23 protein-coding genes are annotated in these 25,426 nt (G+C 64.0%); 2 read left to right on the top strand and 21 right to left on the bottom strand.

The features are described 5' to 3' along the window. Positions 1–9: 9 nt before the first annotated feature. The 21 genes from CEJ42_RS19090 to CEJ42_RS24750 form a co-directional block, all read right to left on the bottom strand. Complete coding sequence (locus CEJ42_RS19090; RefSeq protein ID WP_088752157.1) at positions 10–1,257, bottom strand: CaiB/BaiF CoA transferase family protein; 1,248 nt, start codon at positions 1,255–1,257, stop codon at positions 10–12. A 356-nt stretch (positions 1,258–1,613) separates the two neighbouring features. Next, on the bottom strand, positions 1,614–2,210 hold the full coding sequence (gene recR / locus CEJ42_RS19085) for a recombination mediator RecR (protein WP_079218494.1): 597 nt from the start codon (positions 2,208–2,210) through the stop codon (positions 1,614–1,616). A 146-nt stretch (positions 2,211–2,356) separates the two neighbouring features. Beyond that, positions 2,357–2,659 (bottom strand): YciI family protein, encoded by a 303-nt coding sequence (locus CEJ42_RS19080; protein WP_079218493.1) that lies wholly within the window; start codon positions 2,657–2,659, stop codon positions 2,357–2,359. A gap of 146 nt (positions 2,660–2,805) precedes the next feature. Further along, positions 2,806–3,132 carry a YbaB/EbfC family nucleoid-associated protein gene (locus tag CEJ42_RS19075; RefSeq protein WP_079218492.1) on the bottom strand — a complete coding sequence of 109 codons (327 nt, stop codon included), beginning with the start codon at positions 3,130–3,132 and terminating at the stop codon, positions 2,806–2,808. Between the two features lie 109 nt (positions 3,133–3,241). After that, positions 3,242–5,359: a DNA polymerase III subunit gamma/tau gene (locus tag CEJ42_RS19070; RefSeq protein ID WP_088752156.1), complete on the bottom strand. Its 2,118-nt coding sequence runs from the start codon at positions 5,357–5,359 to the stop codon at positions 3,242–3,244. A gap of 167 nt (positions 5,360–5,526) precedes the next feature. Continuing rightward, entirely contained in the window at positions 5,527–6,501 is a 975-nt protein-coding gene (locus tag CEJ42_RS19065) for a sensor domain-containing diguanylate cyclase (RefSeq protein ID WP_088752155.1), read from the bottom strand. A gap of 394 nt (positions 6,502–6,895) precedes the next feature. Continuing rightward, the gene (locus tag CEJ42_RS19060; protein WP_088752154.1) at positions 6,896–7,273 is read right to left on the bottom strand and encodes a ComEA family DNA-binding protein; all 378 of its coding nucleotides are present in this window, start codon (positions 7,271–7,273) and stop codon (positions 6,896–6,898) included. A 138-nt stretch (positions 7,274–7,411) separates the two neighbouring features. Then, on the bottom strand, positions 7,412–8,347 hold the full coding sequence (rfaE1, locus tag CEJ42_RS19055; protein ID WP_088752153.1) for a D-glycero-beta-D-manno-heptose-7-phosphate kinase: 936 nt from the start codon (positions 8,345–8,347) through the stop codon (positions 7,412–7,414). Between the two features lie 4 nt (positions 8,348–8,351). After that, positions 8,352–9,725, bottom strand: coding sequence for a UDP-glucose dehydrogenase family protein (locus CEJ42_RS19050; RefSeq protein WP_088752152.1), 1,374 nt, complete (start codon positions 9,723–9,725; stop codon positions 8,352–8,354). Between the two features lie 36 nt (positions 9,726–9,761). Next, positions 9,762–10,937, bottom strand: coding sequence for a lipopolysaccharide assembly protein LapB (lapB, locus tag CEJ42_RS19045; RefSeq protein WP_079218486.1), 1,176 nt, complete (start codon positions 10,935–10,937; stop codon positions 9,762–9,764). A 16-nt stretch (positions 10,938–10,953) separates the two neighbouring features. After that, positions 10,954–11,280 carry a LapA family protein gene (locus CEJ42_RS19040; protein ID WP_079218485.1) on the bottom strand — a complete coding sequence of 109 codons (327 nt, stop codon included), beginning with the start codon at positions 11,278–11,280 and terminating at the stop codon, positions 10,954–10,956. A 401-nt stretch (positions 11,281–11,681) separates the two neighbouring features. Further along, a complete protein-coding gene (locus CEJ42_RS19035; RefSeq protein ID WP_006462119.1) occupies positions 11,682–11,987 on the bottom strand; it encodes an integration host factor subunit beta in 306 nt (101 codons plus the stop codon). A 14-nt stretch (positions 11,988–12,001) separates the two neighbouring features. Beyond that, positions 12,002–13,630 (bottom strand): 30S ribosomal protein S1, encoded by a 1,629-nt coding sequence (rpsA, locus tag CEJ42_RS19030; protein ID WP_237772437.1) that lies wholly within the window; start codon positions 13,628–13,630, stop codon positions 12,002–12,004. Positions 13,631–13,951: 321 nt separating this feature from the next. Next, positions 13,952–14,620 carry a (d)CMP kinase gene (gene cmk / locus CEJ42_RS19025; RefSeq protein ID WP_088752150.1) on the bottom strand — a complete coding sequence of 223 codons (669 nt, stop codon included), beginning with the start codon at positions 14,618–14,620 and terminating at the stop codon, positions 13,952–13,954. A gap of 54 nt (positions 14,621–14,674) precedes the next feature. Beyond that, complete coding sequence (gene aroA, locus CEJ42_RS19020; RefSeq protein WP_079218482.1) at positions 14,675–16,006, bottom strand: 3-phosphoshikimate 1-carboxyvinyltransferase; 1,332 nt, start codon at positions 16,004–16,006, stop codon at positions 14,675–14,677. A gap of 72 nt (positions 16,007–16,078) precedes the next feature. Further along, on the bottom strand, positions 16,079–16,966 hold the full coding sequence (locus tag CEJ42_RS19015; protein ID WP_088752149.1) for a prephenate dehydrogenase: 888 nt from the start codon (positions 16,964–16,966) through the stop codon (positions 16,079–16,081). 7 nt (positions 16,967–16,973) lie between these two features. Then, positions 16,974–18,080: a histidinol-phosphate transaminase gene (gene hisC, locus CEJ42_RS19010; RefSeq protein ID WP_088752148.1), complete on the bottom strand. Its 1,107-nt coding sequence runs from the start codon at positions 18,078–18,080 to the stop codon at positions 16,974–16,976. 73 nt (positions 18,081–18,153) lie between these two features. Continuing rightward, positions 18,154–19,227, bottom strand: coding sequence for a prephenate dehydratase (gene pheA / locus CEJ42_RS19005; RefSeq protein ID WP_079218479.1), 1,074 nt, complete (start codon positions 19,225–19,227; stop codon positions 18,154–18,156). A gap of 170 nt (positions 19,228–19,397) precedes the next feature. Next, on the bottom strand, positions 19,398–20,510 hold the full coding sequence (serC, locus tag CEJ42_RS19000) for a 3-phosphoserine/phosphohydroxythreonine transaminase (RefSeq protein ID WP_088752147.1): 1,113 nt from the start codon (positions 20,508–20,510) through the stop codon (positions 19,398–19,400). Positions 20,511–20,573: 63 nt separating this feature from the next. Further along, complete coding sequence (gene gyrA / locus CEJ42_RS18995; protein WP_079218477.1) at positions 20,574–23,225, bottom strand: DNA gyrase subunit A; 2,652 nt, start codon at positions 23,223–23,225, stop codon at positions 20,574–20,576. Positions 23,226–23,447: 222 nt separating this feature from the next. Further along, positions 23,448–23,873: a hypothetical protein gene (locus tag CEJ42_RS24750; RefSeq protein WP_129587783.1), complete on the bottom strand. Its 426-nt coding sequence runs from the start codon at positions 23,871–23,873 to the stop codon at positions 23,448–23,450. A gap of 63 nt (positions 23,874–23,936) precedes the next feature. Here CEJ42_RS24750 and ompA point away from each other — a divergent pair, with 63 nt between their 5' ends. Both ompA and ubiG read left to right on the top strand, forming a co-directional pair. Next, the gene (gene ompA, locus CEJ42_RS18990; RefSeq protein WP_079218476.1) at positions 23,937–24,551 is read left to right on the top strand and encodes an outer membrane protein OmpA; all 615 of its coding nucleotides are present in this window, start codon (positions 23,937–23,939) and stop codon (positions 24,549–24,551) included. Between the two features lie 109 nt (positions 24,552–24,660). Further along, entirely contained in the window at positions 24,661–25,365 is a 705-nt protein-coding gene (gene ubiG, locus CEJ42_RS18985) for a bifunctional 2-polyprenyl-6-hydroxyphenol methylase/3-demethylubiquinol 3-O-methyltransferase UbiG (RefSeq protein WP_088752146.1), read from the top strand. Positions 25,366–25,426: the final 61 nt, after the last annotated feature.

Raw genomic sequence — 25,426 nt, 5'->3', positions numbered from 1 at the left:
AGTTTCTTCTCAGACCACGCCTTCGTCGCGCAGCCGTTTAATTTGGGCTTCATCATACCCCAGCGACTGCAGGATTTCATCGCTGTGGGCGCCCAGCTCCGGGCCGAGCCACTTGGTCTGGCCGGGCGTCTCGGACAGCTTGGGCGTGATGCCCGGCATCTTGACCGGCGTGCCGTCGGCGAAGTGATGCTGCTCGAACATGCCGCGCGCCAGAAACTGCGCGTCGCTCATCATGTCCTTGACCGAGTAGATCTTGCCCACCGGGACGTCGGCGCCCTGCAGCGTGGCCAGCGCGGCGTCGATGGTCTGGGTGTCGCACCATTGCTGGATGGCGATGTCGATTTCCTCGGTACGCGGCACGCGGCCGTCGTTGCGCGCCAGGCCCGGGTCGTTGGCCATGTCGTCGCGGCCGATGGCTGTCATCAGGCGCTTGAAGATGGCGTCGCCGTTGCCGGCGATGACGATGTTCTTGCCGTCGCCGGTGGTGTAGGTGTTGGAGGGCACGATGCCGGGCAGCGCGCCGCCGGTGCGCTCGCGGATCACGCCGGCGTGGTCGAACTCGGGCACCATCGATTCCATCATGTTGAACACGGCTTCGTACAAGGCCACATCCACCATCTGCCCCTGCCCGGCCACGCAGTCGGCGCCGTCCTTGCCGTTCCAGCGCCCGCCCGTGGCATCGCGGTGGCGCAGCGCCATCATGGCGCCGATCACGCCGTGCAGCGCGGCGATGGAGTCGCCGATGGAAATGCCGATGCGCACCGGCGGACGATCCGGATGGCCGGACACGTAGCGGATGCCGCCCATCGATTCGCCGATCGCGCCGAAACCCGGCAGGTCGCGCAGCGGGCCGGTCTGGCCGTAGCCCGAGAGGCGCACCATGATGGCGGCGGGGTTCAGCTTTTTCAGGTCCTCGTAGCCGAGGTTCCACTTTTCCAGCACGCCGGGGCGGTAGTTCTCGATGATGACGTCGGCTTCCAGCGCCAGCTTCCTGGCGATTTCCTGGGCCCGTTCGTCCTTCATGTTCAGGGTGAGGCTTTTCTTGTTGCGCGCCTGGACCGACCACCACAGCGAGGTGCCGTCCTTGAGCACGCGCCACTGCCGCAGCGGGTCGCCATTGCCGGGCGCTTCGACCTTGATGACGTCGGCGCCAAACTCGGCCAGCATGCGCGAGCAGAACGGGCCTGCGATCAGCGTGCCCAGTTCGAGCACCTTGATGCCGGCCAGCGGGCCGGGCTTGGATGCGGTTGTCGTCATATTGCACGCAGCGGTCGTCGCAGGCGTCTTCGCCTCCTCCGCTGCTTCTCCTGTTGCCGATTATCGATTCTTGTCGCTGCGGCCGGCCGTCTTGCGCGGTAACGCGACGGTCGACGCGCGCGGCGCCCGGTAAGCGCTGCTGCACTGCCACATGCATGACGTCGTACGTGCATGTGGAAAAGCCGACATTTTATTGCAGCAGGCGCAGGATGTCGCGCCAATTGGAGAAATTTGATGGAATAAAACGATCCCGGCGCAATTTTCTGCTGCCTTGTGAGAAAGCAACCGCAGAAAATGCGCCGATGAATGGAATCCGGGAGATTTTGCTCAGTCCGGCGCCACAGTCAGGCGAAGCCTCAGGTCACGCGCCGGTCCAGCATGGCGCGCGCGATGGTGCCGGCGTCCACGTATTCCAGCTCGCCGCCCACCGGCACGCCGCGCGCCAGGCGGCTGACCTTGAGGCCGCGCGCCTTGAGCGTTTCGCTGATGTAGTGGGCGGTGGCTTCGCCCTCGTTGGTGAAGTTGGTGGCCAGCACCACTTCGGCCACCTTGCCGTCGGTGGCGCGGGTGATCAGCTTTTCGAGATGGATGTCGCGCGGGCCGATGCCGTCCAGCGGCGACAGGCGTCCCATCAGCACGAAATACAGGCCCTTGAAGGTCAGGGTCTGCTCGATCATGATCTGGTCGGCCGGATTCTCGACCACGCACAGCAGCGTGTGGTCGCGCTGCGGATCCTGGCAGGTCTCGCAGATGACCTGCTCGGTGAAGGTGTTGCACAGCGCGCAGTGGCGGATGGTCTCGAGCGCCCGCGCGAGCGACTTGCTCAGCTCGGCGGCGGCGTCGCGGTCATGCTGCAGCAGATGATAGGCCATGCGCTGCGCGGTCTTGGGGCCGATGCCCGGCAGGCGGCGCAACGACTCGGTCAGGATGGTGAGGCTGGATGGAGTTTTCAACCTGGATCCGGTAGATGAATGCGTCGGCCGGCGCCGGCCCGGCGCTTGGCGCGGCTACCGGCGGGGCTGACTTGATCGAACGCGCAAAGGCCCGGGTTCATGCGATTTTCTTCATGGCGGCAAGCGCTGGGCTGCCCGCTCCGGGTTCAGTTGCGGTCGACGGTGTAGCGGAAGGCTTCAAGCGCTTCCGCCGTCATTGATGGGACAAATTCGATGATCTCGTACTCGGCCACGCCGGCAATATAGAAGGGATCGGATTCGACGATCGCCTCCATCTCGGCGCGGTCGCTGCAGTCGGCCAGAATGATGCCGCCGCTGCGCGGGACCTTGCGGCCCGACATCAGGAACACGCCATCCGCGTACTGCTGGTTGAGGAATTTCTTGTGCGCGGTCAGCAAGGAATCGATTTCGCTCGCCGGCTTGGTGTACGTGATCGAGATGACGAACATGTTGCCTCCACAAAGCAATGCTGCACTTCAACGGACCTGCAAACCGCGCTACCTGAACTGCCACAACCTCCGGCCGGCATCGGCCGGATCGACGGGGCGTGTCATACGTGTGCCCCGCTACCAGATATCTTTTCCCGGCGCGCCGTTCAGAACGGCATCTTGAAGCCCGGCGGCATCGGCATGCCGGCGGTGACGCCCGCCATCTTTTCCTGCGAGGTGGCTTCGGCCTTGCGCACGGCGTCGTTGAAGGCGGCGGCGACCAGGTCTTCCAGCATGTCCTTGTCGTCGGCCAGCAGCGAGGGATCGATGGAGACGCGCTTGACGTCGTTCTTGCAGGTCATCACGACCTTGACCAGGCCGGCGCCGGACTGGCCTTCGACTTCGATCAGGGCCAGCTGCTCCTGGGCCTTCTTCATGTTGTCCTGCATGGCCTGGGCTTGCTTCATCAGACCTGCGAGTTGACCTTTCATCATGGCATTGCTCCTTGTTTCAATTCAGCGAATTTTATCGCGTTTGGCGGCGGCGCCTGCAAATCCGACGCGCCGCCTGCCCGCATTTACAACGGGCGGGCATCGTCGACGTTTAAAGAGGATGTATCGATCCCGGCACGATGGATGCGCCGAACTCGCGCATCATCGACAGCACGAAGGGATCGTTCTGCATCTTGTGTTCGGCCTTGCGCTGGCGGTCGGCGCGGTCGGCCTCGGCCACGGCGTTGGCGGTGTCGGCCACGGCGCCGATCTCGGTCTCCACCCGCACCTCCTTGCCGAAGCGCTCCGACAAGGCGGCGATCAGCTTCTCGATGCTGCCCGAGGAGCGCAAGGTCTCCAGCGGGATGCGCAGGTGGAAGCAGACGTTGCCGCCCGCCAGTCCCTCGCAGCGCACCAGCTCGCTCTGGAAGGCCATCTGGTGCGCCACGCCGCGCAGCGACAGGCTGGCGGCCAGCGTCGGCCAATGGCCGTCCCAGCCGAGTTCGGCGGCGATGCGGGCGGTCTCCTGCTGCTGCGCCGGCGTGGCCGGAGGACGTTGCGGCGCGGAGACGCGCGGCGCGGCCGCAACCGCGGCGGGCTCCATGTCCGGCGGGATGAACGAATCAGTTTTTTTTTGAGCGTCGATGCCGGCCGGTATCGCGTCTTCTTCCCAGGGCGGGATGGAGTCGAACGACGGCGGCTCGGGCATGTCCGGCGGCATGGAAGACGCCATCGGCTCGGACGGCGCAGGCGCTGCCGGCGCCATCTGCACGGGTGCTGCCGGCGCGGCAACAGGCGCAGCCGCCGGGGCGGGCCGGGCGGCCGGCGCAGGGGCCTTGCCGCCCTTGAGGGAAGCGCGCACGGCCATCATGGCGGCGTCGCGCGCCGATGCGGCGGGATTGGCTGCCGCGGCCGGCTGGGGTGCTGCAGCCATTTGAGGCGCTGCGGCCGCAGGGGTTGCTGCCGGCGCGGCCGGCACCGGACGGTTCACCGGCGCACTGGTCACGGCGGCCTGCGGCGCCATCAGCGGGGCTGCCTGGCGCGGCGTGGAGGGTGCGGAAGCGGCTGGGGCGGACGGGCGCGCGGCCGGCGCATTGCCGGCGGCGGGCACCGGGGCCGAAGCGCTCGCGCTCACCGGGCGGAAGGCCAGCATGCGCAAAAGCGTCATGGAGAAACCGGCGTACTCGTCGGGCGCCAGGCCCAGTTCGTTACGGCCGTGCACCACGATCTGGTAGAACAGCTGCACGTGTTCCGGGCTGAACTGCGACGCCAGGCGCACCACGTCTTCGCGGTTGGGCAAATCGTCGGCCAGCGCGGCAGGCACGCTCTGCGCCAGCGCGATCTGGTGCAGCAGGGTGCCCAGGTCTTGCAGCGCGGCGTTGTACGAAAGGCTGCGCGTGGCCATGTCGTCGGCCACGCCGAGCATGGCGGCGCCGTCCTGCGCGGCCAGCGCGTCGAGGATGCGGATCAGGTAGGACTGGTCGAGCGCGCCCAGCATGCCCTGCACCGCTTCCAGCGATACGCGGCCGGCGGCATAGGCGATCGCCTGGTCGGTCAGCGACAAGGCGTCACGCATCGAGCCCGAGGCGCCTTGCGCCAGCAGGCGCAAGGCCGGCGCATCGAATTCGATGCCTTCCTGGTTCAGGATGTTGTCGAGGTGGCTGATGATGTGGCCGGGCGGCATCTGCTTGAGGTTGAACTGCAGGCAGCGCGACAGCACGGTCACCGGGATCTTTTGCGGATCGGTGGTCGCCAGGATGAACTTGATGTGCTCGGGCGGCTCTTCCAGCGTCTTCAGCATGGCGTTGAAGGCGTGGTTGGTCAGCATGTGCACTTCGTCGATCATGTAGACCTTGAAGCGGGCGTTCGAGGGAGCGTAGATGGCCTGTTCCAGCAACTGCGCCATTTCGTCGACGCCGCGGTTGGAGGCGGCGTCCATCTCGATGTAGTCGACGAAGCGGCCGGCGTCGATCGCGGTGCAGGCTTCGCACACGCCGCAAGGCGCGGCGGTGATGCCGCCGGTGCCGTCGGGGCCGACGCAGTTGAGCGACTTGGCCAGGATGCGCGAGAGCGTGGTCTTGCCCACGCCGCGGGTGCCGGTGAACAGGTAAGCATGGTGCAGCCGCTGCTGTTCCAGCGCGTGCGTCAGCGCACGCACGACGTGTTCCTGGCCTACCAGGGTGTCGAAGCTGCGGGGACGGTACTTGCGTGCGAGAACTTGATAAGACATGGGGTTGGCTGCAATCGGCTTTTTGGCTCAGGGGGGCATTTTAAGCTATTTCGCCGCCGGCATCCCCTTTGATATGGCCCGCCCCTCCCTCCAACAAATCCCGGCACGGCCGCAAGCCGGGGCGATGGAATGCATTCCACCGCCCCGGCTCTTGCGAAAGGGGAAACTCAGACCGCCGCGGCCTTGCGCCTGGCCTTCTGCTCGTACATCAGGGCATCGGCGTTCTGCATCAGCTCGGCCACCGACTGGTGCACGGCCGGGCTGAATTCGACCACGCCGACGCTGTAGCGCAGGTCGTATTCGCGCATCGCGTGCTGGTTGAACTGCTGCACCGCGCGCTCGAAATGCTGGAGCACCGGCTGCGCCTCGGCCATCGAGGTGTTGGTGAGGAAGACGGCGAACTCGTCGCCGCCCAGGCGGCCGATGACGTCGGACTCGCGGAAGTTGCCGGCCAGCAGCGAGGAGAAATTCATCAGCGCGGTATCGCCTTCGGCGTGGCCGAAGCGGTCGTTGATCTGCTTGAACATGTCCAGGTCGAAATACAGCAGGCTGGCCGGGCGCGATACCCGCTTGCACAGGCCCAGCGCATGCTGCGCCAGCGACTCGAAGCCGCGGCGGTTGGACAGCTTGGTGAGGTCGTCGATGGTGGCCAGCTTCACCGCCGTCAGCTCCTGCTCGACCATGGCGGCAAGGTCTCTCAGCAACGCGCGGTCGTCCGCATCGAAGGGCCGCGGCTTCATGTCGACCAGGCACAGAGTGCCCAGGTTGTAGCCGCTCTCGCTCTTGATCGGGCAGCCGGCATAGAAGCGGATATACGGCTCGCCGGTGACCTGGGGATTGCCGGAAAAACGGTCATCCTGGGTAGCGTCCGGCACCACGGTGATGTCGTCGGTCAGGATGGCATGCGAGCAGAAGGAGACTTCGCGCTCGGTTTCGGTGGCGTCGCCCAGGCCGACGCAGGACTTGAACCACTGGCGGTTGACGTCGATCAGCGTCACCACGGCGATGGGCACGTCGAACAGCCGCCGCGCCAGCCGCGTCAGGCGGTCGAAGCGCTCTTCGGGCGGAGTGTCCAGGATATGCAGCGAATGCAGGGCCTCGATGCGGGCTGCTTCATTGGGTGGGAGCTCGGCGATTTTCATGATTCATCTGCAGTGGTTGACGAGAAACATGCTCCGGACCGGCAAGGCATCGTCCCTGTCCGGCCCGTCCTTCCTGTCCTGCGCCTTGCATCCTGCGTTCTGCGCTCTGCATCAAGCAAGGCACTTCCCGGCACGGCGCCCTCTGGCCGCCATTCCGGGGGCATTGGTCGGCTGACGCGGGCGACGCACGATCCATGCCGTTCGCCAGCCTGTGTTTCGACCAACTTTAACCTCAAATTTTTCGAGAAACAAGCGATTACTTATCGATGTGTCAGCATTCGGCACGGCTCTGTCGGCCCGGCCCGGATCGCCGCATCGATCATGGACGGCCATCCATCGGCCTGATGAACGAAAACGGCAACCGTGGTGCACGGTTGCCGTGTTCCGGGGAGGATTACTTCCGGGCGGTGTCGGGCTTGTCGCCGGCCTGGGCGACGGCTGCCGGCTTGTCGCCTTTCATCGGTTTTCCGCCGGTCTTGCCGGCCTGCGCCGCCGCGCCCGGCTTGGCCTGGCCGTTGACCGTCAGGCCATTGGCGGAGAGCTTGGCGGCGCTTTTCTCCTTGATGCCCTTGACCCGCTTCTGCAGGTCGTCCCAATCCTTGAAGCTGCCGCCCTTCTGGCGCTCCTCGAGGATACGCTTGGACATCGCGGGGCCGATGCCGCGCACGCCGTCGAGGGAAGCCTGGTCGGCCTTGTTGACGTCGACCTGGGCGAATGCCATGCCGGCGGCCAGGGCGAAGCTTGCGATGAACAACAGGAATTTCTTCAACATGCTCGATCCTTTCTGGATAGTGGTCAGAAAAACAAAAGGCAGCGCATCCGGAGATGCCGCTGCCTTTGTTCAACGACGCCCGCAAAGGGGTGTTGACAGAAATTCAACTAGAAACGCGCCGCGATTGCGCCGGCCCTGTCAGGCGCCGAGCAGCTCCTCGCGCGTGACGGTCGCCGTACCCAGCTTGCCGACCACGATGCCACCGGCGCGGTTGGCCATGGTGACCGCATCCACCAGCGATGCGCCCGCGCCCAGCATCACCGCCAGCGTGGCGATGACGGTGTCGCCGGCGCCGGAAACGTCGAACACCTCGCGCGCCATGGTCGGGAAATGCTGCACGTCGCCTTCGCGGTACAGGCTCATCCCTTCCTCGGAGCGCGTCAACAGCAGCGCTTCCAGGTTCAGCGAGGCGCGCAGGTTCTGCGCGCGCGCGGTGAGGTCTTCTTCGCCTTTCCACTGACCGACGATGCGCACCAGCTCGGACTTGTTCGGCGTCAGGATCGAAGCGCCGGCGTAGCGCGCGAAATCGTCGCCCTTGGGGTCGACCAGGATACGCTTGCCCTGCTGGCGGGCGGTGGCGATCATCTCGGCGACGTTGACCAGGCTGCCCTTGGCGTAGTCGGAGAAGATGATGACGTCGTAGTTGGCCACCAGCGAATTGAACTGCGTGAGCTTGTCGCGCAGCACGGTGTCGGTCGGCGCTTCCTCGAAGTCGATGCGCACCAGCTGCTGCTGGCGACCGATCACGCGCAGCTTGACGATGGTGGAGATCGAAGCGTCGCGGTTGAGATGGCTGGCGATGCCCATCTCGCCCAGCATGGCATCCACCACGCGCGCCGGTTCATCGTCCCCGGTCACGCCCAGGAGCGCCGTCCTGGCGCCTAGGCTGGCGGTATTGCGTGCGACGTTGGCTGCGCCGCCCAAGCGCTCTTCGCGCTTCTCGACGCGCACCACCGGCACCGGCGCCTCGGGCGAAATGCGGTTGACTTCGCCGAACCAGTAGCGGTCCAGCATCACGTCGCCCACGATCAGGATGCGGGCGGTATTCCAGGCGGCGGTGATAGTGTTTTCCATCGTCTTATCCACGAGTCAAGATAGAACGGCCGATGCCGTGGTATTCAATGCCGATGTCGGCCATCACTTGCGGCTCGAACAGGTTGCGGCCGTCGAAGATCACCGGATTCTTCAATGCCGCCTTGACGCGATCGAAGTCCGGGCTGCGGAAGGCCTTCCACTCGGTTACGATCGCCAGCGCATCGGCGTCGCCCAGGGCGGCCATCGGATTGGCGGCGAAGCTGATGCGATCGAACAGCTTGGCATCGTCGGCAAAATCCAGCTTCAGCACGCGCCCGGCTTCCTTCATCGCCACCGGATCGTAGACGGCGACGGTGGCGCCGCGGCGCACCAGCTCGCCGATCAGCACGCGCGACGAGGCTTCGCGCATGTCGTCGGTGTTGGGCTTGAACGCCAGGCCCCAGACCGCGAAGTGCTTGCCGCTCAGGTCGTCGCCGAAGCGCTTGACCACCTTCTTGCCCAGCACGTGCTTCTGGAAATCGTTCACCTGCTCGACCGCGCGCAGGATCAGCAGATCCTGATCGTAGTCGCGCGCAGTGCGCTCCAGCGCCTGCACATCCTTGGGGAAGCAGGAGCCGCCGTAGCCGCAACCGGCATACAGGAAGCTGTGGCCGATGCGCGGGTCCGAGCCGATGCCGTGGCGCACGGCCTCGATGTCGGCGCCGACCTTGTCGGCCAGGTTGGCCAGCTCGTTCATGAACGAGATGCGGGTGGCCAGCATGGCGTTGGCGGCGTACTTGGTGAATTCGGCCGAACGCACGTCCATCCAGTAGGTGCGCTCATGGTTGCGGTTGAAGGGCGCGTACAGCTTCTTCATCAGCGCGTGGGCGCGCAGGCCTTCGGTGGTCTGGTCGTGGCCGATGACGATGCGGTCGGGACGCATGAAGTCCTCCACCGCCGCGCCCTCTTTCAGGAACTCGGGATTGGAGACGACCGAGAAACCCTCGTTCTTGCCGCGTTTGGCCAGTTCATCGGCAATGGCCGCCGTGACCTTGTCGGCGGTCCCTACCGGCACGGTCGATTTGTCGACCACGACCTTGAAGCCGTCCATGTGACGACCGATGTTGCGCGCGGCGGCGAGCACGTACTGCAGGTCAGCCGACCCGTCTTCGTCGGGCGGCGTGCCCACGGCAATGAACTGCACGTCGCCGTGGGCCACGCTGGCGGCGACGTCGGTGGAGAACTGCAGGCGGCCGGCGGCGCGGTTGCGCGCCACCACGTCGTCCAGGCCCGGCTCATGGATCGGAATGCCGCCGCTGTTGAGGATGTCGACCTTGGATTGGTCAACGTCCAGGCAGAAAACGTCGTTGCCCAGCTCCGCCAGGCAGGCACCGGTGACCAGGCCAACGTAGCCGGTGCCGATAATGGTGATTTTCATGATTGGTCCAGATTCTCAAAAAACGGCGCTGCGGCCTCAGTTCATTACATTCAGTTCTTCAGTACGACGCGGCGGATAGGTTTCCCAGTGGCTGCAGCCCGGGCACTGCCAGTAGAACTGGCGCGCCTTGAAGCCGCAGTGGCTGCACTGATAACGCGCCAGCTTCTGGGTGTAACCGTGCACCAGGGTCTTGACCACCGACAGCTCGGGGCGCACGTTGAGCGGCGCGGTCATCATGCGCGCTTCGAGGAATTTGTCCAGGCCCAGCAGCGTAGGGGTGCGGCGCAGCTCCTCGCTGACCAGGCTGTTGGCGGCTTCCACGCCGTCGGCGTCCAGCACCGCCTGGAACACCACTTCCAGCAGGTCGATCGACGGCGCTTCAGCCAGGTAGGCGCGCAGCAGGTTGATACCCTCCTGCGGGCGGCCGACGGCGAGGTAGCCATCCATCAGGCGGCGCGCCACCAGGGCCGTATGCGGCACGCTCTGGTGCTCGACGCGGCGCCAGGTTTCCAGCGCGCCTTCGATGTCGCCCTTGGCGCGCAGCGCGTCGCCCAGCAGCATGGTGGCGCGCACACTCTTGCGGTCGGCGGCCAGCGCCTTGTCCAGCAGTTCGATGGCGGCGTCGGCGTTGGTGCGCACCAGCTCGTCGGCGGCCAGTTCGCAATAGAACTGGGCGATCTCGCGCTGGCGTCCGCCGGCGCCGGTGGCCTGCAGGATCTCGGCGGCGGAGATGGCGCGCGCCCATTCCTTTTCGCGCTGGTAGATTTCCAGCAATGCGCGGCCGGCCTGGGCGCTGTACTGGGTGTCGATCAGCTTGTTGAAGGTCTCTTCGGCGCGGTCCAGCAGGCCGGCTTTCAGGTAATCCTGGCCCAGCTCGTAAAGGGCATGCCCATGATGCTCGGCCGGCAGGTCGGGACGCGCCAGCAGGTTCTGGTGCACGCGGATGGCGCGCTCGGTCTCTCCGCGGCGGCGGAACAGGTTGCCCAGCGCGAAATGCAGATCCACCGTTTCGGGATCGAGCTTGACGATTTCGATGAAGGCGTCGATGGCCTTGTCGGGTTGCTCGTTGAGCAGGAAATTCAGGCCCTTGAAGTAGCCGCGCGGCAGGCTGCGCGACTCGGACAACAGCTGGTTGATGTCAACCCGCGCGGCGATCCAGCCCAGTCCGAAAAAGACGGGGATGCCGAGCAACCACCAGAATTCAAATTCCATAAAGTGGGAGAAAAGATTAGAGGATGTGCTGAGCGGTGATCACGCTGTCCGGCTGCGGCGGCTGCGCCTGGGCCTGGGCGATCTCGTCCTGCTGCTTCTGGATCTGCGCCAGCGCCTTCTTGTAGCGCGCCGCTTCACGGCGATGGCGGAACACCATCGGCGTCATCGCCAGCACGCCCAGTACGGCGCCGATCACGAAGAACGCCAGCAGCACCAGCACCAGCGGGTCGGTGCGCTCATAGCCGAGGAAGAAATGCATGGTCACTTCCTGGGTATTGCGCAGCGCGAAGAAAAAGAAGAAGACGAACAGGATGGCCGCGATCAATCGGGAAATTATTTTCATGGCGTAATCCTCTTTTGGGCTGGTCGATATGATGGCCTGAGAAGCGAGCTTAAAAACGAGCTTAAAAACGAGCTTAAAAAACGAGCGAGACAACCGCGCGTGACAACCGAACGTGAACCCCGAACGCCAAAAGCGAACGTGAGCATTGAACGGAAAAATCGAGCGGCTCGCTTTGCGCCCGCTCATCGACGCGCGCAATATTGTTGCGCCATCCCGGAAAATCGGCCCGGAATCTCTCGCTTCTGAGGTCAAAGCGGAATTGTACGTGAAAAAAAACGGCATCCAAAGATGCCGTTCATTTTGTTGATAAGCCTTTACACCCTTTCGCCATGCGGCTCCGGGTGCTGCGGCTTGCCAACGGATGCTGCTCAAGTGCTGCCTGGGACGATGACGCCGCCGGTTCAATCCTCGCGGATAGGCTGGCCGACCATCGCGTCGACGCGTTCGCGCAATTCCTTGCCCGGCTTGAAGTGCGGCACCCGTTTTTCGGGAACCATCACCTTGTCGCCGGACTTGGGATTGCGTCCGATACGCGGCGGGCGGCGATTCAGCGCAAAGCTGCCAAAACCCCGGATCTCGATGCGCTGGCCGGTCGCAAGCGCGTCGACCATGGCATCGAGGATGGTTTTGACCGCGTAATCCGCATCTTTAGCGACCAGCTGCGGATAACGCTCAGCCAAGCGGGCAATCAGCTCCGACTTTGTCATCGTGGCCCGAAGGATCAGTTCTTGTTGTCGAGCTTAGCCTTCAGCAGCGCGCCCAGGCTGGTGGTGCCCGAAGCTGCGTTGGAGTCGGCCGACATCTTCTGCATGGCTTCCTGGGTCTCGGCGTTGTCCTTGGCCTTGATCGACAGCTGGATGCTGCGAGCCTTGCGGTCGATGTTGATGACCAGGGCTTCGACGGAATCGCCAACCTTCAGGTGGGTACCGGCATCTTCCACGCGGTCGCGGGAGATTTCGGATGCACGCAGGTAGCCTTCGACTTCGTCGTTCAGCTGGATCACGGCGCCCTTCGGCTCGACCGACTTGACGGTACCGGTGACGATAGCGCCCTTGTCGTTCAGTGCAGCGAAGTTGTTGAACGGGTCGCCTTCCAGTTGCTTCACGCCCAGGGAAACGCGCTCGCGCTCGACGTCGATGGCCAGAACCACGGCTTCCAGCTCGTCGCCCTTCTTGAACTTGCGCACGGCTTCTTCGCCGGCTTCGGTCCAGGACAGGTCGGACAGGTGCACCAGGCCGTCGATGTTGCCGGTCAGGCCGATGAACACGCCGAAGTCGGTGATCGACTTGATCGAACCCTTGACCTTGTCGCCCTTCTTGTGGCTCATGGCGAAGTCGTCCCACGGGTTCGGCTTGCACTGCTTCATGCCCAGGGAGATACGACGACGCTCTTCGTCGATTTCCAGAACCATGACTTCGACTTCGTCGCCCAGCTGGACAACCTTGTTCGGGGCCACGTTCTTGTTGGTCCAGTCCATTTCGGAGACGTGAACCAGGCCTTCGATGCCTTGTTCGACTTCAACGAACGCACCGTAGTCGGTCAGGTTGGTGACCTTGCCGAACAGGCGGGTGCCTTGCGGGTAACGACGCGACAGACCGGTCCACGGATCGTCGCCCAGTTGCTTGACGCCCAGCGAAACGCGGTTCTTCTCTTGATCGTACTTGAGGACCTTGGCGGTGATCTCTTGGCCAACCGACAGCACTTCCGACGGGTGACGCACACGACGCCATGCCAGGTCGGTGATGTGCAGCAGGCCGTCGATGCCGCCCAGGTCGACGAACGCACCGTAGTCGGTGATGTTCTTGACGATACCGGTGACGACGGTGCCTTCCTTCAGGGTTTCCATCAGCTTGGCGCGCTCTTCGCCCATCGAGGCTTCGATCACGGCACGGCGCGACAGAACCACGTTGTTGCGCTTGCGGTCCAGCTTGATGACCTTGAATTCCAGGGTCTTGCCTTCGAACGGGGTGGTGTCCTTGACCGGACGGGTGTCGACCAGCGAACCCGGCAGGAAGGCGCGGATGCCGTTGGTCAGAACGGTCAGGCCGCCCTTGACCTTGCCGTTGACGGTGCCGGTGACGATCTCGCCGGACTCCATCGCCTTTTCCAGCGAGAGCCACGATGCCAGACGCTTAGCCTTGTCGCGCGACAGGATGGTGTCGCCGAAGCCGTTTTCCAGCGATTCGATCGCAACGGAGATGAAGTCGCCGACGTTGACTTCGACTTCGCCGTTGTCGTTCTTGAATTCTTCAACAGGGATGAAAGCTTCGGACTTCAGGCCGGCGTTCACGATCACGAAGTTGTGATCCAGACGCACGACTTCTGCCGAAATGACTTCACCCGAACGCATGTCCTGACGCGACAGCGATTCTTCAAACAGAGCAGCAAATTCGCCGGAGGTATCAACACCTGCAGCGATAACGGTAGTGGTAGACATAATTGAAAAAGAAAGATTGGCCGGTATCCGTTCGATGCAATCGCGCTGACTTGCACTGCCGCCCTCGCATACAACATTGCGCCGGCTGCATTGAATATCGGGTTAGGTTTATCAACACCCGTCAGACTTTGCATCTGCCGGGCACCAATGACACTACGGGCACAACAACTTCACGAGCCGCCTTGCCGCTCGCCTCTGCCTTTATGGGGCCGGGCCGGCTTTAATTCAAGCCGGTCAATGTCCCAGGGCGGCGTACCAACTGAGCACCTGCTGCACCGCCTCGTCAGCGGTCATGTTCGAAGTATCCAGGTGATATGCGTCTTCCGCGGGCTTCAGGGGAGCGGACGAACGATTCATGTCGCGTTCGTCGCGTTCCCTCAAATCACGGGAAAGGTCTGCGATATTAGCAGAAAAACCCTTGTCAATCAATTGCTTATAGCGTCTTTCGGCGCGCGCTTCCACACTCGCGGTCAAAAACACCTTCAGGCGCGCGTTCGGGAAGATCACGGTGCCCATGTCGCGGCCGTCGGCAATCAGGCCGGGCGGCTTGCGAAAGCCCAGCTGCAGGCCGTACAGGGCTTGGCGAACCGTTATCAAAGCAGCAATCTTGGAGGCCGTATTGCCGACCTCTTCGGCGCGGATGGCCTGGGTCACATCCTCGTTGGCCAGGAAGATATGGGCGCCGTCGAAGTGGCAGTGCAGGTGTTCGGCCGCCTTGGCCAGCGCGTGCTCGTCATTGAGGGCCACGCCCCGGCGCAGCACCGACAAGGCGGTCAGGCGGTACAGCGCGCCCGAGTCGAGATAATGGAAGCCCAGCTGCTGGGCCACCTTCTGCGCAACCGTGCCCTTGCCCGATGCGGTGGGGCCATCGATGGCGATGACCGGGATCTTTGCTTTTTCCATGCAAACCAGTTCGAGTAAATAATTTATGCGATAAAACCCTTTACAGAGGGTTTATCAGATCAAGGTTTGCTCGGCAATCTTTTTGAAGACCTCGAAATAATCGGGGAAGGTCTTGGCCACGCACTTCGGGTCGTTGATGCGGACGCGGTTGCCGCGGCGCAAGGCGCCGTCCAGCGATGCCAGCGAGAAACACATGGCCATGCGGTGGTCGTCATAGGTGTCGATGGCGGCGCTGCCGATCTCGGCCGGCGGGGTGACCTTGAGGTAATCCTCGCCCTCCTCCACCTCGGCGCCGAGCTTGCGCAGCTCGGTGGCCATGGCGGCCAGGCGGTCGGTTTCCTTGACGCGCCAGCTGGCGATGTTGCGCAGGGTGCTGGGGCCGTCGGCATACAGCGCGGCCACGGCGATGGTCATGGCGGCATCGGGAATGTGATTGAAGTCGGTATCGATGGCTTTGAGCGGACCGTTGGAGGACGCCTCGATCCAGTTCTCGCCCATGGTGATGGTGGCGCCCATCTGCTGCAGCGCCTCGACGAAGCGCACGTCGCCCTGGATGCTGTCGCGGCCCACGCCCTCGACGCGGATCGGGCCGCCGGCGATCGCGCCTGCGGCCAGGAAGTAGGACGCCGACGAGGCGTCGCCTTCGACGTGGATGCTGCCGGGGCTGCGATAGTGCTGGCCGGCGCGGATGGTGAACTGTTGCCAGCCGTCGCGCTCGACCTCGACGCCGAAGCGGCGCATCAGGTTCAGCGTGATCTCGATATAAGGCTTGGAGATCAGCTCGCCGACCACGTCGATCTGCATCGCCTCTTCGCGCGCCATCAGCGGCGCGGCCATCAAGAGCGCCGTCAGGAACTGGCTGGAGACGTTGCCGCGCACCTTCATGCGGTGCGAATTGAGCGTGCCGCGACGGATGTGCAGCGGCGGATAGCCGGGATTGCCGGTGTATTCGATATGCATGCCGACCGCGTTCAGCGCATCGACCAGGTCGCCGATGGGCCGCTCGTGCATGCGCGGCACGCCGTGCAGCGTGTAGTCGCCGCCCAGCACAGCCAGGGCCGCGGTCAGCGGACGGATCGCCGTGCCGGCATTGCCCATGAAGAGATCGGCCTGGTGCACCGGCAGCACACCGTTGACGCCATGCACGATGTAATCCTGGGTGCCCTCGATCTGCTCCCACTTCACGCCCAGCGTCTGCAGCGCCATCAGCATGACCAGGGTGTCGTCGGACGCCAGCAGGTCGAAGATGCGGGTGGTGCCGCCGGACAGGGCGGCCAGCAGCAGGATGCGGTTGGAGATGCTTTTCGAGCCCGGCAGCTTGACCGTGCCTTGCACATGCGGCACCGGCGCCAGGTCGATATGTCGGGGGTAGGAAGGCTGTTTCATCGTGGTTCGGAATGAGGGTTGATGTGGGGGCGGCAATCGCGCCCCGTCCATTGCATTGTAGACGCCGCCGGCTCAGGTTTCCTTGCGTTCGGCGGCCTCGATGGCGGCGGCCCATTGCAGCCGGGCATGCTGGGCGCTGGCGTAGATCTTCTCCAGCGCGGCGCCGTCGCCGGCGGCGATCATCTGCCGCATCGCGCCCAGCTGCGCCAGGTAGGCGTCGACCTCGGTCAGCAGCGCGTCGCGGTTGGCCAGCGTGATGTCGCGCCACATCTCCGGCGAAGAACCGGCGATGCGGGTGAAATCGCGAAATCCGCTGGCGGCGTACTGGAACAGCGTCGCCGCATGCGGCTTGCCAGCGATGTCGTCGACCAGCGCGAACGCCAGCACATGCGGCAGGTGGCTGACCGAGGCGAACACCGCGTCGTGCTCCTGCGGCGACAGGCGATGGATGATCGCCCCGCAAGCCTGCCAGGCGGCGGCCACGCGCTCGACGTCGCCGGCGCCGTTCTCGGGCAAGGCGGTGATGACCACCTTCTTGCCCGCATACAGGTCGGCCAGCGCAGCCTCGGGCCCGTGCTTCTCGCGCCCGGCGATGGGATGGCCCGGCACGAACTGCGCGATCTTGTCGCCCAGCGTGCGGCGGGCCGCCGCGACCACGTCGCTCTTGGTGCTGCCGGCATCGGTGACGATGGCGCCCGGCGCCAGGTGCGTGGCGATGGAGGCCAGGATGGCTTCGGTCTGCGCCACCGGCGCGGCCAGCATGATCAGGTCGGCGCCGTCGACGGCTGCCGCCGCATCGGTGGCGACGCTGTCGATGATGCCCAGCTCGCGCGCGCGCGCCAGGCTCTCGGCGGAGCGGCCGACGCCGACGATGTGGGCGGCCTGGTCGGCGTGACGCAAGGCCAGCGCGAATGAACCGCCGATCAGGCCGACGCCGAAGATGACAACTTTCTTGAACACGGCAGACTCAGGCAAGGACGGTTTTCAGGGCGGCGATGAAGGCCGCGTTCTCTTCCGGCAGGCCGATGGAGATGCGCAGCCATTGCGGCAGCCCGTAGTTGCCGACCGGGCGCACGATGATGCCGCGCTGAAGCAGCGCCAGGTTGACCCGCGCCCCGGCGCCGTCGTCCTCGCCCACCTTGACCAGCACGAAATTGCCGAAGGACGGCACATAGGAGAGCTTCAGCTCGTCGAAGGCCGCGGTCAGCTGGCGATAGCCGGCGCTGTTGACCTCCGCGCTCTTCTGCAGGAAGGCCTTGTCGTTCAAGGCGGCAATAGCGGCCGCCTGCGCCAGCGAATTGACGTTGAACGGCTGGCGGATGCGATTCATCAGGTCCGTCACCTCGGGCTGCGCAATGGCGAAACCGACGCGCAGGCCGGCCAGGCCATAGGCCTTGGACATGGTGCGCGAAACCACCAGGTTGGGATACTGGCGCACCCAGGCGGTCGATTCGTACTGGTGCTCGGCGGCCAGGTATTCGTTGTAGGCCTCGTCCAGCACCACCACCACGTCCGCCGGCACCGCCTTCAGGAAGGCTTCCAGCTCGGCGGCGGACACGAAGGTGCCGGTCGGGTTGTTCGGATTGGCGAGATACACCAGGCGGGTGTCGGCGGTGATCGCCTGCGCCATGGCCTGCAGGTCATGGCCGAACTCCTTGGCCGGCACTTCGATGGCGCGCGCGCCGACCGCCTGCGTGGCCAGCGCATAGACCAGGAAGCCGTACTGCGCGTACACCACCGACTGCCCCGGTTGCACGAAGGCGTGCGCGGCGATCTCGAGAATGTCGTTGCTGCCGTTGCCCAGCGTGATCCAGCTCTGCGGCACGTCGTACTTGACGCTGATGGCGGCCTTCAGTGCGAAACCGTTGGCGTCCGGGTAGCGGCCCAGCTCGGCCATCGCCTGCTGCATCGCCAGCTTGGCCGACTCCGGCATGCCCAGCGGGTTTTCGTTGGAGGCCAGCTTGACGATGCCGGCCTCGTCCAGGCCGAATTCGCGCGCCACTTCCGAAATCGGCTTGCCGGCCTGGTAGGGAGCGATGGCGCGGACGTAATCGGGTGCAAGTTGTTTGGACATCGTGGTCTTTCCGGAAATTGATGACGGCGCCGGCTCACCGGCGCGATGATCTGGTCGAATGCTCGGCGCGGCCTTACAGCCCCAGCGGATACGACCCCAGCAGCTTGAAGAAGGCGGCGTTCTGCTTCAGCTCGGCCAAGGCCTGGGCGACCTTCTCGTCCTGCTCATGACCTTCGAGGTCGACGTAGAAGTAGTACTCCCACGCGCCCATGCGCGCCGGGCGCGACTCGAAGCGCGTCATCGACACGCCGTGCCTGGCCAGCGGCGCCAGCAGGCTGTACACCGCGCCGGCCTTGTTGGGCACCGACAGCACGATGGAGGTCTGGTCGCGTCCCGACGGCGCGGTGCGCAGGCGACCGATCACGGCGAAGCGGGTGCGGTTGTGCGGATCGTCCTGGATGTGGGCGTTGACGGTCTGCAGGTTGTACTTCTGTCCGGCGATCTCGCCGGCGATGGCCGCCACCGAGGAATCCTCGCTGGCCATGCGGGCGGCTTCGGCATTGGAAGCCACCGCCTGGCGCTCGATGCCGGGATAGTTCTGGTTGAGCCAGGCGTTGCACTGCGCCAGCGCCTGCGAGTGCGCGCAGATGCGGCCGATGCCGTCCATCGTGCCGCTCTTGGTCATCAGGCTGTGGTGCACGGGAATGGCCACTTCGCCGCTGATGGTCAGCGTGGTCTGCAATAGCAAGTCCAGCGTGCGGTTGATCACGCCTTCCGAGGAATTCTCGATCGGCACCACACCGAAATCCGCGGTGCCGGCTTCGGCGTCGCGGAACACCTCGTCGATGGAGACGCAGGGCAAGCCTTCGATGGAATGGCCGAACTGCTGGTACACGGCCTGCTCGCTGAAGGTGCCTTCCGGGCCGAGATAGGCGACCACCACGCGCTTTTCCAGCGCGCGGCAGGCCGACATCACTTCGCGGAAGATGGTCTGGATATCGGTGCCCAGCAAGGGGCCGGGATTGCGTTCGGCGGCCTTGCGCAGCACCTGGGCTTCGCGCTCGGGGCGAAACACCGGGGCGTTGGTCTCGGCCTTGACGTGGCCCACTTCCTGCGCGACGCGGGCGCGCTGGTTCAGCAGGTCGAGGATCTGCGCATCGATGGCATCGATCTTCTGGCGCAGGGGCAGCAACTTGTCGTCACTCATCTTGCTCTTTCATGTTCAATCCGCCGCGCGTCCGGTCTTCCCGCGGATGCGTGGCGCTGTGCGTCTTTGGCGTCGGAGCGGCACGGCGCAAGGCGTCCGCCCAAGCTGCGGGAGGAAACCGCGCCGTCACGAACCGTGCGGGCACCTTGCGACGCCCGCCCCGGCCCATGTCAGCCGTGCTGCTTTTCGAATTCTTTAAGGTAATCGACCAGGGCCTGTACGCCCTCGATCGGCATCGCGTTGTAGATCGATGCGCGCATGCCGCCGACCGACTTGTGGCCTTTCAGCTGCAGCAGCCCGCGCTCTTTGGCGCCGGCGAGGAATGTGTCGTTCAGCGACTCGTCGCTCAGGAAGAAAGGCACGTTCATACGGGAACGGCAGTCCCTGGCGATGCGGTTGCTGTAGAAATCGGTGCTGTCGAGATAGCCGTACAGCAGCTCGGCCTTGGCGATGTTGCGCTTCTCCATCGCCGCCACGCCGCCCTGGCGCTTCAACCACTGGAACACCAGGCCGGCGATGTAGATCGCGTAGGTCGGCGGGGTGTTGTACATGGAGTCGTTGTCGGCCACGATCTTCCAGTCGAAGGCCGAGGGGCAGAACGGCAGCGCGTGGCCCAACAGGTCCTCGTGCACGATGACGAGGGTCACGCCGGCCGGGCCGATGTTCTTCTGGGCGCCGCCGTAGATGACGCCGTATCTGGAGATGTCCACCTCGCGCGACAGGATGTGCGAGGACATGTCGGCCACCAGCGGCGCGCCGTTGGTGTCGGCGGCGACGTCCGGGGTGTACTGGTACTCGACGCCGTCGATGGTCTCGTTGCTGCAGATGTGGACGTAGGCCGCATCCTTGGACAGCTTCCAGTCGGCGCGCGCCGGGATGCTGGAGAACTTGTGCTCGGCCGACGACGCGGCGACGTTGACGGTGCAATAGCGAGCGGCTTCCTTGATCGACTTGGTCGACCAGGAACCGGTGTTGATGTAGTCGGCCACGCCGGGCTCGCGCTTGCCCGCGGGCGAGCGCAGCGCCGCCAGGTTCATCGGGATGATGGCGTTTTCGGCAATGGCGCCGCCCTGCAGGAACAGCACCTTGTAATTCGAGGGAATCGCAAACAGCTCACGCACGTCGCGCAATGCCGCCTCGATGATGGACATGTATTCTTTGCCGCGATGGCTCATCTCCATCACGGACATGCCGCTGCCATGCCAGTCCAGCATTTCGTCAGCTGCCTGCTGCAGCACTTCCCGGGGCAATACCGCCGGTCCTGCGGAAAAGTTGTAAACCATATCTGCCGTCACAATCAAAAAAGGCGGCTCACTTGATGCGAGCCGCCTTGTCCATGAAGCTTCTTACTCGCCGGCTGCGGGTGCCTCGCCTGCTGCGGCTTCACCGCCCTCGGCATCGGTTTCCACCGCTTCCTCTACGTCCGACTCCACCACGCGTTGCAGGCCCGACAGCTTGGTGCCGTCTTCCACCGCGATCAGGGTCACGCCCTGGGTCGCGCGGCCCATCTCGCGGATCTCCGACACGCGGGTGCGGATCAGCACGCCGCCGGTGGTGATCAGCATGATCTCATCGGTCGGCTCGACCAGGGTCGCGGCGACGACCTTGCCGTTGCGCTCGCTGGTCTGGATCGCGATCATGCCCTTGGTGCCGCGGCCGTGGCGGGTGTACTCGGTGATCGGGGTGCGCTTGCCGAAGCCGTTCTCGGTCGCGGTCAGCACTGACTGCTGCTCGTTCTCGGCCACCAGCAGCGCGATGACCTGCTGGGTTTCTTCCAGGTTCATGCCGCGCACGCCGCGCGCGGTGCGGCCCATCGGACGCACGTCGTTTTCGTCGAAGCGCACCGCCTTGCCGGAATCCGAGAACAGCATCACGTCATGCGCGCCGTCGGTCAGCGCAGCGCCGATCAGGAAGTCGCCCTCATCGAGGTCGACCGCGATGATGCCGGCCTTGCGCGGGTTGGAGAAGTCCGACAGCGGGGTCTTCTTCACGGTGCCCAGGCTGGTTGCCATGAACACGTAGCGGTCTTCGGGGAAGCTGCGGTTCTCGCCGGACAGCGGCAGGATCACCGTGATCTTCTCGCCGTCCTGCAGCGGGAACATGTTGACGATGGGCTTGCCGCGCGAGTTGCGCGAACCCTGCGGCACTTCCCACACCTTCAGCCAGTACAGGCGGCCGCGGTTGGAGAAGCACAGGATGTAGTCGTGCGTGTTGGCGATGAAGAGCTGGTCGATCCAGTCGTCGTCCTTGGTCGCCATGGCCTGCTTGCCGCGTCCGCCGCGCTTTTGCGCGCGGTATTCGGAAACCGGCTGCGACTTCATGTAACCGGTGTGCGACAGGGTCACCACCAGGTCTTGCGGCGTGATCAGGTCTTCGGTGCCCAGGTCGGTGGCGTTCAACTCGATGGTCGAACGGCGCTCGTCCTTGGCGCCGATGCCGTAGTCGTTCTTGGCGGCGTTGAGCTCGTCGGTGATGATGGCCGTCACGCGTGCCGGCTTGGACAGGATGTCGAGCAGATCGGCGATCTGCGCCATGACTTCCTTGTATTCATTGACGATCTTGTCCTGCTCCAGGCCGGTCAGGCGCTGCAGACGCATCTGCAGGATTTCCTGGGCCTGGTCGTCGGACAGCTTGTACAGGCCGTCGGACTGGATGCCGTAATGGCTCGGCAGGCTTTCCGGACGGAAGGCCTCGATGCCGCCTTCGTTGGCTTCGCCGGCGCGCACCAGCATTTCGCGCACGGTCGACGAATCCCAGGAACGCGCCATCAGTTCGGACTTGGCGATCGGCGGCGTCGGCGCGGCGCGGATGATGGCGATGAAGTCATCGATGTTGGCCAGCGCGACGGCCAGGCCTTCGAGCACGTGGCCGCGCTCGCGCGCCTTGCGCAGCTCGAACACGGTGCGGCGGGTGACCACTTCGCGACGGTGCGACAGGAAGCATTCCAGCAGCTGCTTCAGGTTCAGCAGGCGCGGCTGGCCGTCGACCAGCGCCACCATGTTCATGCCGAAGGTGTCCTGCAGCTGGGTCTGCTTGTACAGGTTGTTGAGCACGACCTCGGGCACTTCGCCGCGCTTCAATTCGATGACCACGCGCATGCCCGACTTGTCGGACTCGTCGCGCAGGTCGGAGATGCCTTCGAGCTTCTTCTCGCGCACCAGCTCGGCGATGCGTTCCAGCAGCGCCTTCTTGTTGACCTGGTAGGGCAGCTCGTCGACGATGATGGCGATGCGGCCTTCGCGACCGTACTCTTCGAAGTGGGTCTTGGCGCGCATCACCACGCGGCCGCGGCCGGTGCGGTAACCGTCGCGCACGCCGGAGACGCCGTAGATGATGCCGCCAGTCGGGAAGTCGGGCGCGGGCACCAGCTCGATGAGCTCATCGATGGTGCAATGCTCGTTGGCCAGCAGGTGCAGCGCGCCGTTGACGACTTCGGTGATGTTGTGCGGCGGGATGTTGGTGGCCATGCCCACGGCGATGCCGGAGGAGCCGTTGACCAGCAGGTTGGGAATACGAGTCGGCAGTACCGACGGTTCCTTTTCCTTGCCGTCGTAGTTGGGCACGAAATCGACGGTTTCCTTCTCGATATCGGCCAACAGGTCGTTGGAAATCTTGTCCAGGCGGCACTCGGTGTAACGCATCGCCGCGGCGCCGTCGCCGTCGATCGAGCCGAAGTTGCCCTGACCGTCCACCAGCGTGTAGCGCAGCGAAAAGTCCTGCGCCATGCGCACCAGGGTGTCGTAGATCGACGCGTCGCCGTGCGGGTGGTATTTACCCATGACTTCGCCGACCACGCGGGCGCATTTGACGAACGGACGGTTCCAGACGTTGTTCATCTCATGCATCGCAAACAGCACGCGACGATGGACGGGCTTCAAGCCATCGCGCACATCAGGCAGTGCCCGCCCCACGATCACGCTCATGGCGTAATCGAGGTAACTCTTGCGCATCTCTTCTTCGAGGGAAATGGGGATGGTTTCTTTAGCGAATTGATCCATTGGAGAGTCGAAAGATGTTTCTCGGCTAAAAAAGCACACCGAGCGGGCGAGGCCCTAAGACTTGATCTGAACAGTGCATTCTAGCATGCCGGGAGCCCCAAACGCCGGGTTGCGGGCCCTGGCCGCGCTGCCCGGCCCACCTGCCCCGCCCACCTGCCCGACTCCCGCTGGCGGGGACGGCCGCCGGTCAGGCTGCGTACCGGCGGCGAGCGCCTATATATATTAGGAGGCGCCGCAGCAAGTTTCCCCGCGGACATTTTCACGACTCATCAAATCACTGCCGGAAATATGGCGGCGGACTATTTTTATAGAACCGCATTTTTGAGCGACGACTATCAGGGCATATCTGATGATTTGCTCGTATGATTGGATTCCCGCAAAATGCAAATTCATGCCCGTGCGGAAATTGGCGAACTGCATGAAAAATAAGGATATTCTTGCAAAAACTGACGTTTTTTTAGCCACAGAGGAACAAAAACGAGCCCAAAAAATCGCGTTGCGTGGAAACAACACAGTCCCAAAAACGTTGTCTGGACCAAATAGCAAGCATCGCTCAAGGACAATCCGTGTGGCAGAATGGCGGCTAAGTTCATCGCAAGCCCCACGGAACAAGGGCCTGTGACGACCTGAACACATGATATTATTCATTTTTTTGATGTCGTAATCTTGTAGCGCAGTTTATCTGCGGATATCTCACCCGAGAGGAGAAACATGAACAAATTAGCAAAACTCGTCTTCGCTGCTGCGTCCGCAGCCATCGCTCTGTCTGCCACTGCTCAGGAAACCAAGGACATCAAAGTCCGCCCGGGCAGCCTGTACCTGCAAGATGGCCGTGACGTCGTGACCCGCAGCGGTTACGGTCTGTGCTGGAACACCGCCTTCGTGAACGGCCCCTGCGAAGAACCGCCTGCTCCGGCAGTTGCTGCTGCTCCTGCACCGGCCGCGGCTCCTGCTGCTGCTGCTGCTCCGACCTCGGAAAAAGTGACCTACGCTGCTGACGCCTTCTTCGACTTCGACAAGGCTGTCCTGAAGCCGGCCGGCAAGGCTAAGCTGGACGAGCTGGTCGGTAACCTGAAGGCCATCAACCTGGAAGTCATCATCGCCGTCGGCCACACCGACTCCGTTGGTTCCGTCGCCTACAACCAGAAGCTGTCGGTTCGCCGCGCTGAAGCCGTCAAGGGCTACCTGGTGTCGAAGGGTGTTGAAGCCAACCGCGTCTACACCGAAGGCAAGGGCAAGTCGCAACCGGTCGCAGACAACAAGACTGCAGCTGGCCGCGCCAAGAACCGCCGCGTGGAAATCGAAGTTGTGGGCACCCGCAAGTAATCGATTGACGCTACAAGCATCAATGAACCCCGCTTCGGCGGGGTTTTTTTATGCCTGTTTGATTTAGCCCTTCCCGACGCCCGACGCTCTTTCGGCTATCATTCTGTCTATGAATGCTACCAACGCCGATCCCCAAGAGATCCAGAAATTCAGTGAACTGGCCCACCGCTGGTGGGACCCGGGTTCAGAGTTCCGCCCCCTGCACGAAATCAACCCGCTGCGCCTGGAGTGGATCAACGCACGCGCCCCGCTGGCCGGCAAGAAAGTCGTCGACATCGGCTGCGGCGGCGGCATCCTGGCTGAATCGATGGCCGTCAAAGGCGCCGTCGTCACCGGCATCGACCTCTCCGACAAGGCGCTGAAAGTGGCCGACCTGCACAGCATGGAGTCCGGCGTGCAGGTGCGCTACGAGAAGATCGCCGCCGAAGACCTGGCCGCGCGCGAGCCCGGCCAGTACGACGTGGTGACCTGCATGGAGATGCTGGAGCACGTGCCCGATCCCGCCTCCATCGTGCGCGCCGCGGCGACGCTGGCCAAACCCGGCGGCAAGGTGTTCTTCTCCACGCTCAACCGCAATCCCAAGGCCTACCTGCTGGCCATCGTGGGCGCCGAATACCTCCTGCGCATGCTACCCAAGGGCACGCACGACTACGCCAAGTTCATCACCCCGGCCGAACTGGCGCATTACACGCGCGAAGCGGGCCTGGAGATCGACGCCTTCAAGGGCATGAGCTACAACCCGCTCACCCGGATCTACTCGCTGAACCAGGATACCGACGTCAACTACCTGGTGGCCTGCACCAAGGCTGCCTGATTCCGCGTACGCCGCGGCGCTCCTGCCGCGGCGCATCTTCAACCCCACTGATTTTTCCGCT

It is taken from the genome of Herbaspirillum robiniae (assembly GCF_002213415.1).
Taxonomy (GTDB): Bacteria; Pseudomonadota; Gammaproteobacteria; order Burkholderiales; family Burkholderiaceae_D; genus Herbaspirillum; species Herbaspirillum robiniae.
Note: the sequence above shows the minus strand (reverse complement) of the source record. Positions and strands in the feature narration are given on the sequence as shown.

What these genes read in the sequence shown, in the direction of transcription:
- CEJ42_RS19090 (WP_088752157.1), bottom strand. Translation starts at nt 1,257, where the DNA reads ATGACGACAACCGCATCCAAGCCCGGCCCGCTGGCCGGCATCAAGGTG.
- CEJ42_RS19080 (WP_079218493.1), bottom strand. Translation starts at nt 2,659, where the DNA reads ATGTTCGTCATCTCGATCACGTACACCAAGCCGGCGAGCGAAATCGAT.
- CEJ42_RS19075 (WP_079218492.1), bottom strand. Translation starts at nt 3,132, where the DNA reads ATGATGAAAGGTCAACTCGCAGGTCTGATGAAGCAAGCCCAGGCCATG.
- CEJ42_RS19070 (WP_088752156.1), bottom strand. Translation starts at nt 5,359, where the DNA reads ATGTCTTATCAAGTTCTCGCACGCAAGTACCGTCCCCGCAGCTTCGAC.
- CEJ42_RS19065 (WP_088752155.1), bottom strand. Translation starts at nt 6,501, where the DNA reads ATGAAAATCGCCGAGCTCCCACCCAATGAAGCAGCCCGCATCGAGGCC.
- CEJ42_RS19060 (WP_088752154.1), bottom strand. Translation starts at nt 7,273, where the DNA reads ATGTTGAAGAAATTCCTGTTGTTCATCGCAAGCTTCGCCCTGGCCGCC.
- rfaE1 (WP_088752153.1), bottom strand. Translation starts at nt 8,347, where the DNA reads ATGGAAAACACTATCACCGCCGCCTGGAATACCGCCCGCATCCTGATC.
- CEJ42_RS19050 (WP_088752152.1), bottom strand. Translation starts at nt 9,725, where the DNA reads ATGAAAATCACCATTATCGGCACCGGCTACGTTGGCCTGGTCACCGGT.
- lapB (WP_079218486.1), bottom strand. Translation starts at nt 10,937, where the DNA reads ATGGAATTTGAATTCTGGTGGTTGCTCGGCATCCCCGTCTTTTTCGGA.
- CEJ42_RS19040 (WP_079218485.1), bottom strand. Translation starts at nt 11,280, where the DNA reads ATGAAAATAATTTCCCGATTGATCGCGGCCATCCTGTTCGTCTTCTTC.
- CEJ42_RS19035 (WP_006462119.1), bottom strand. Translation starts at nt 11,987, where the DNA reads ATGACAAAGTCGGAGCTGATTGCCCGCTTGGCTGAGCGTTATCCGCAG.
- rpsA (WP_237772437.1), bottom strand. Translation starts at nt 13,630, where the DNA reads ATGCGTTCGGGTGAAGTCATTTCGGCAGAAGTCGTGCGTCTGGATCAC.
- cmk (WP_088752150.1), bottom strand. Translation starts at nt 14,620, where the DNA reads ATGGAAAAAGCAAAGATCCCGGTCATCGCCATCGATGGCCCCACCGCA.
- aroA (WP_079218482.1), bottom strand. Translation starts at nt 16,006, where the DNA reads ATGAAACAGCCTTCCTACCCCCGACATATCGACCTGGCGCCGGTGCCG.
- hisC (WP_088752148.1), bottom strand. Translation starts at nt 18,080, where the DNA reads ATGTCCAAACAACTTGCACCCGATTACGTCCGCGCCATCGCTCCCTAC.
- pheA (WP_079218479.1), bottom strand. Translation starts at nt 19,227, where the DNA reads ATGAGTGACGACAAGTTGCTGCCCCTGCGCCAGAAGATCGATGCCATC.
- serC (WP_088752147.1), bottom strand. Translation starts at nt 20,510, where the DNA reads ATGGTTTACAACTTTTCCGCAGGACCGGCGGTATTGCCCCGGGAAGTG.
- gyrA (WP_079218477.1), bottom strand. Translation starts at nt 23,225, where the DNA reads ATGGATCAATTCGCTAAAGAAACCATCCCCATTTCCCTCGAAGAAGAG.
- CEJ42_RS24750 (WP_129587783.1), bottom strand. Translation starts at nt 23,873, where the DNA reads ATGAATAATATCATGTGTTCAGGTCGTCACAGGCCCTTGTTCCGTGGG.
- ompA (WP_079218476.1), top strand. Translation starts at nt 23,937, where the DNA reads ATGAACAAATTAGCAAAACTCGTCTTCGCTGCTGCGTCCGCAGCCATC.
- ubiG (WP_088752146.1), top strand. Translation starts at nt 24,661, where the DNA reads ATGAATGCTACCAACGCCGATCCCCAAGAGATCCAGAAATTCAGTGAA.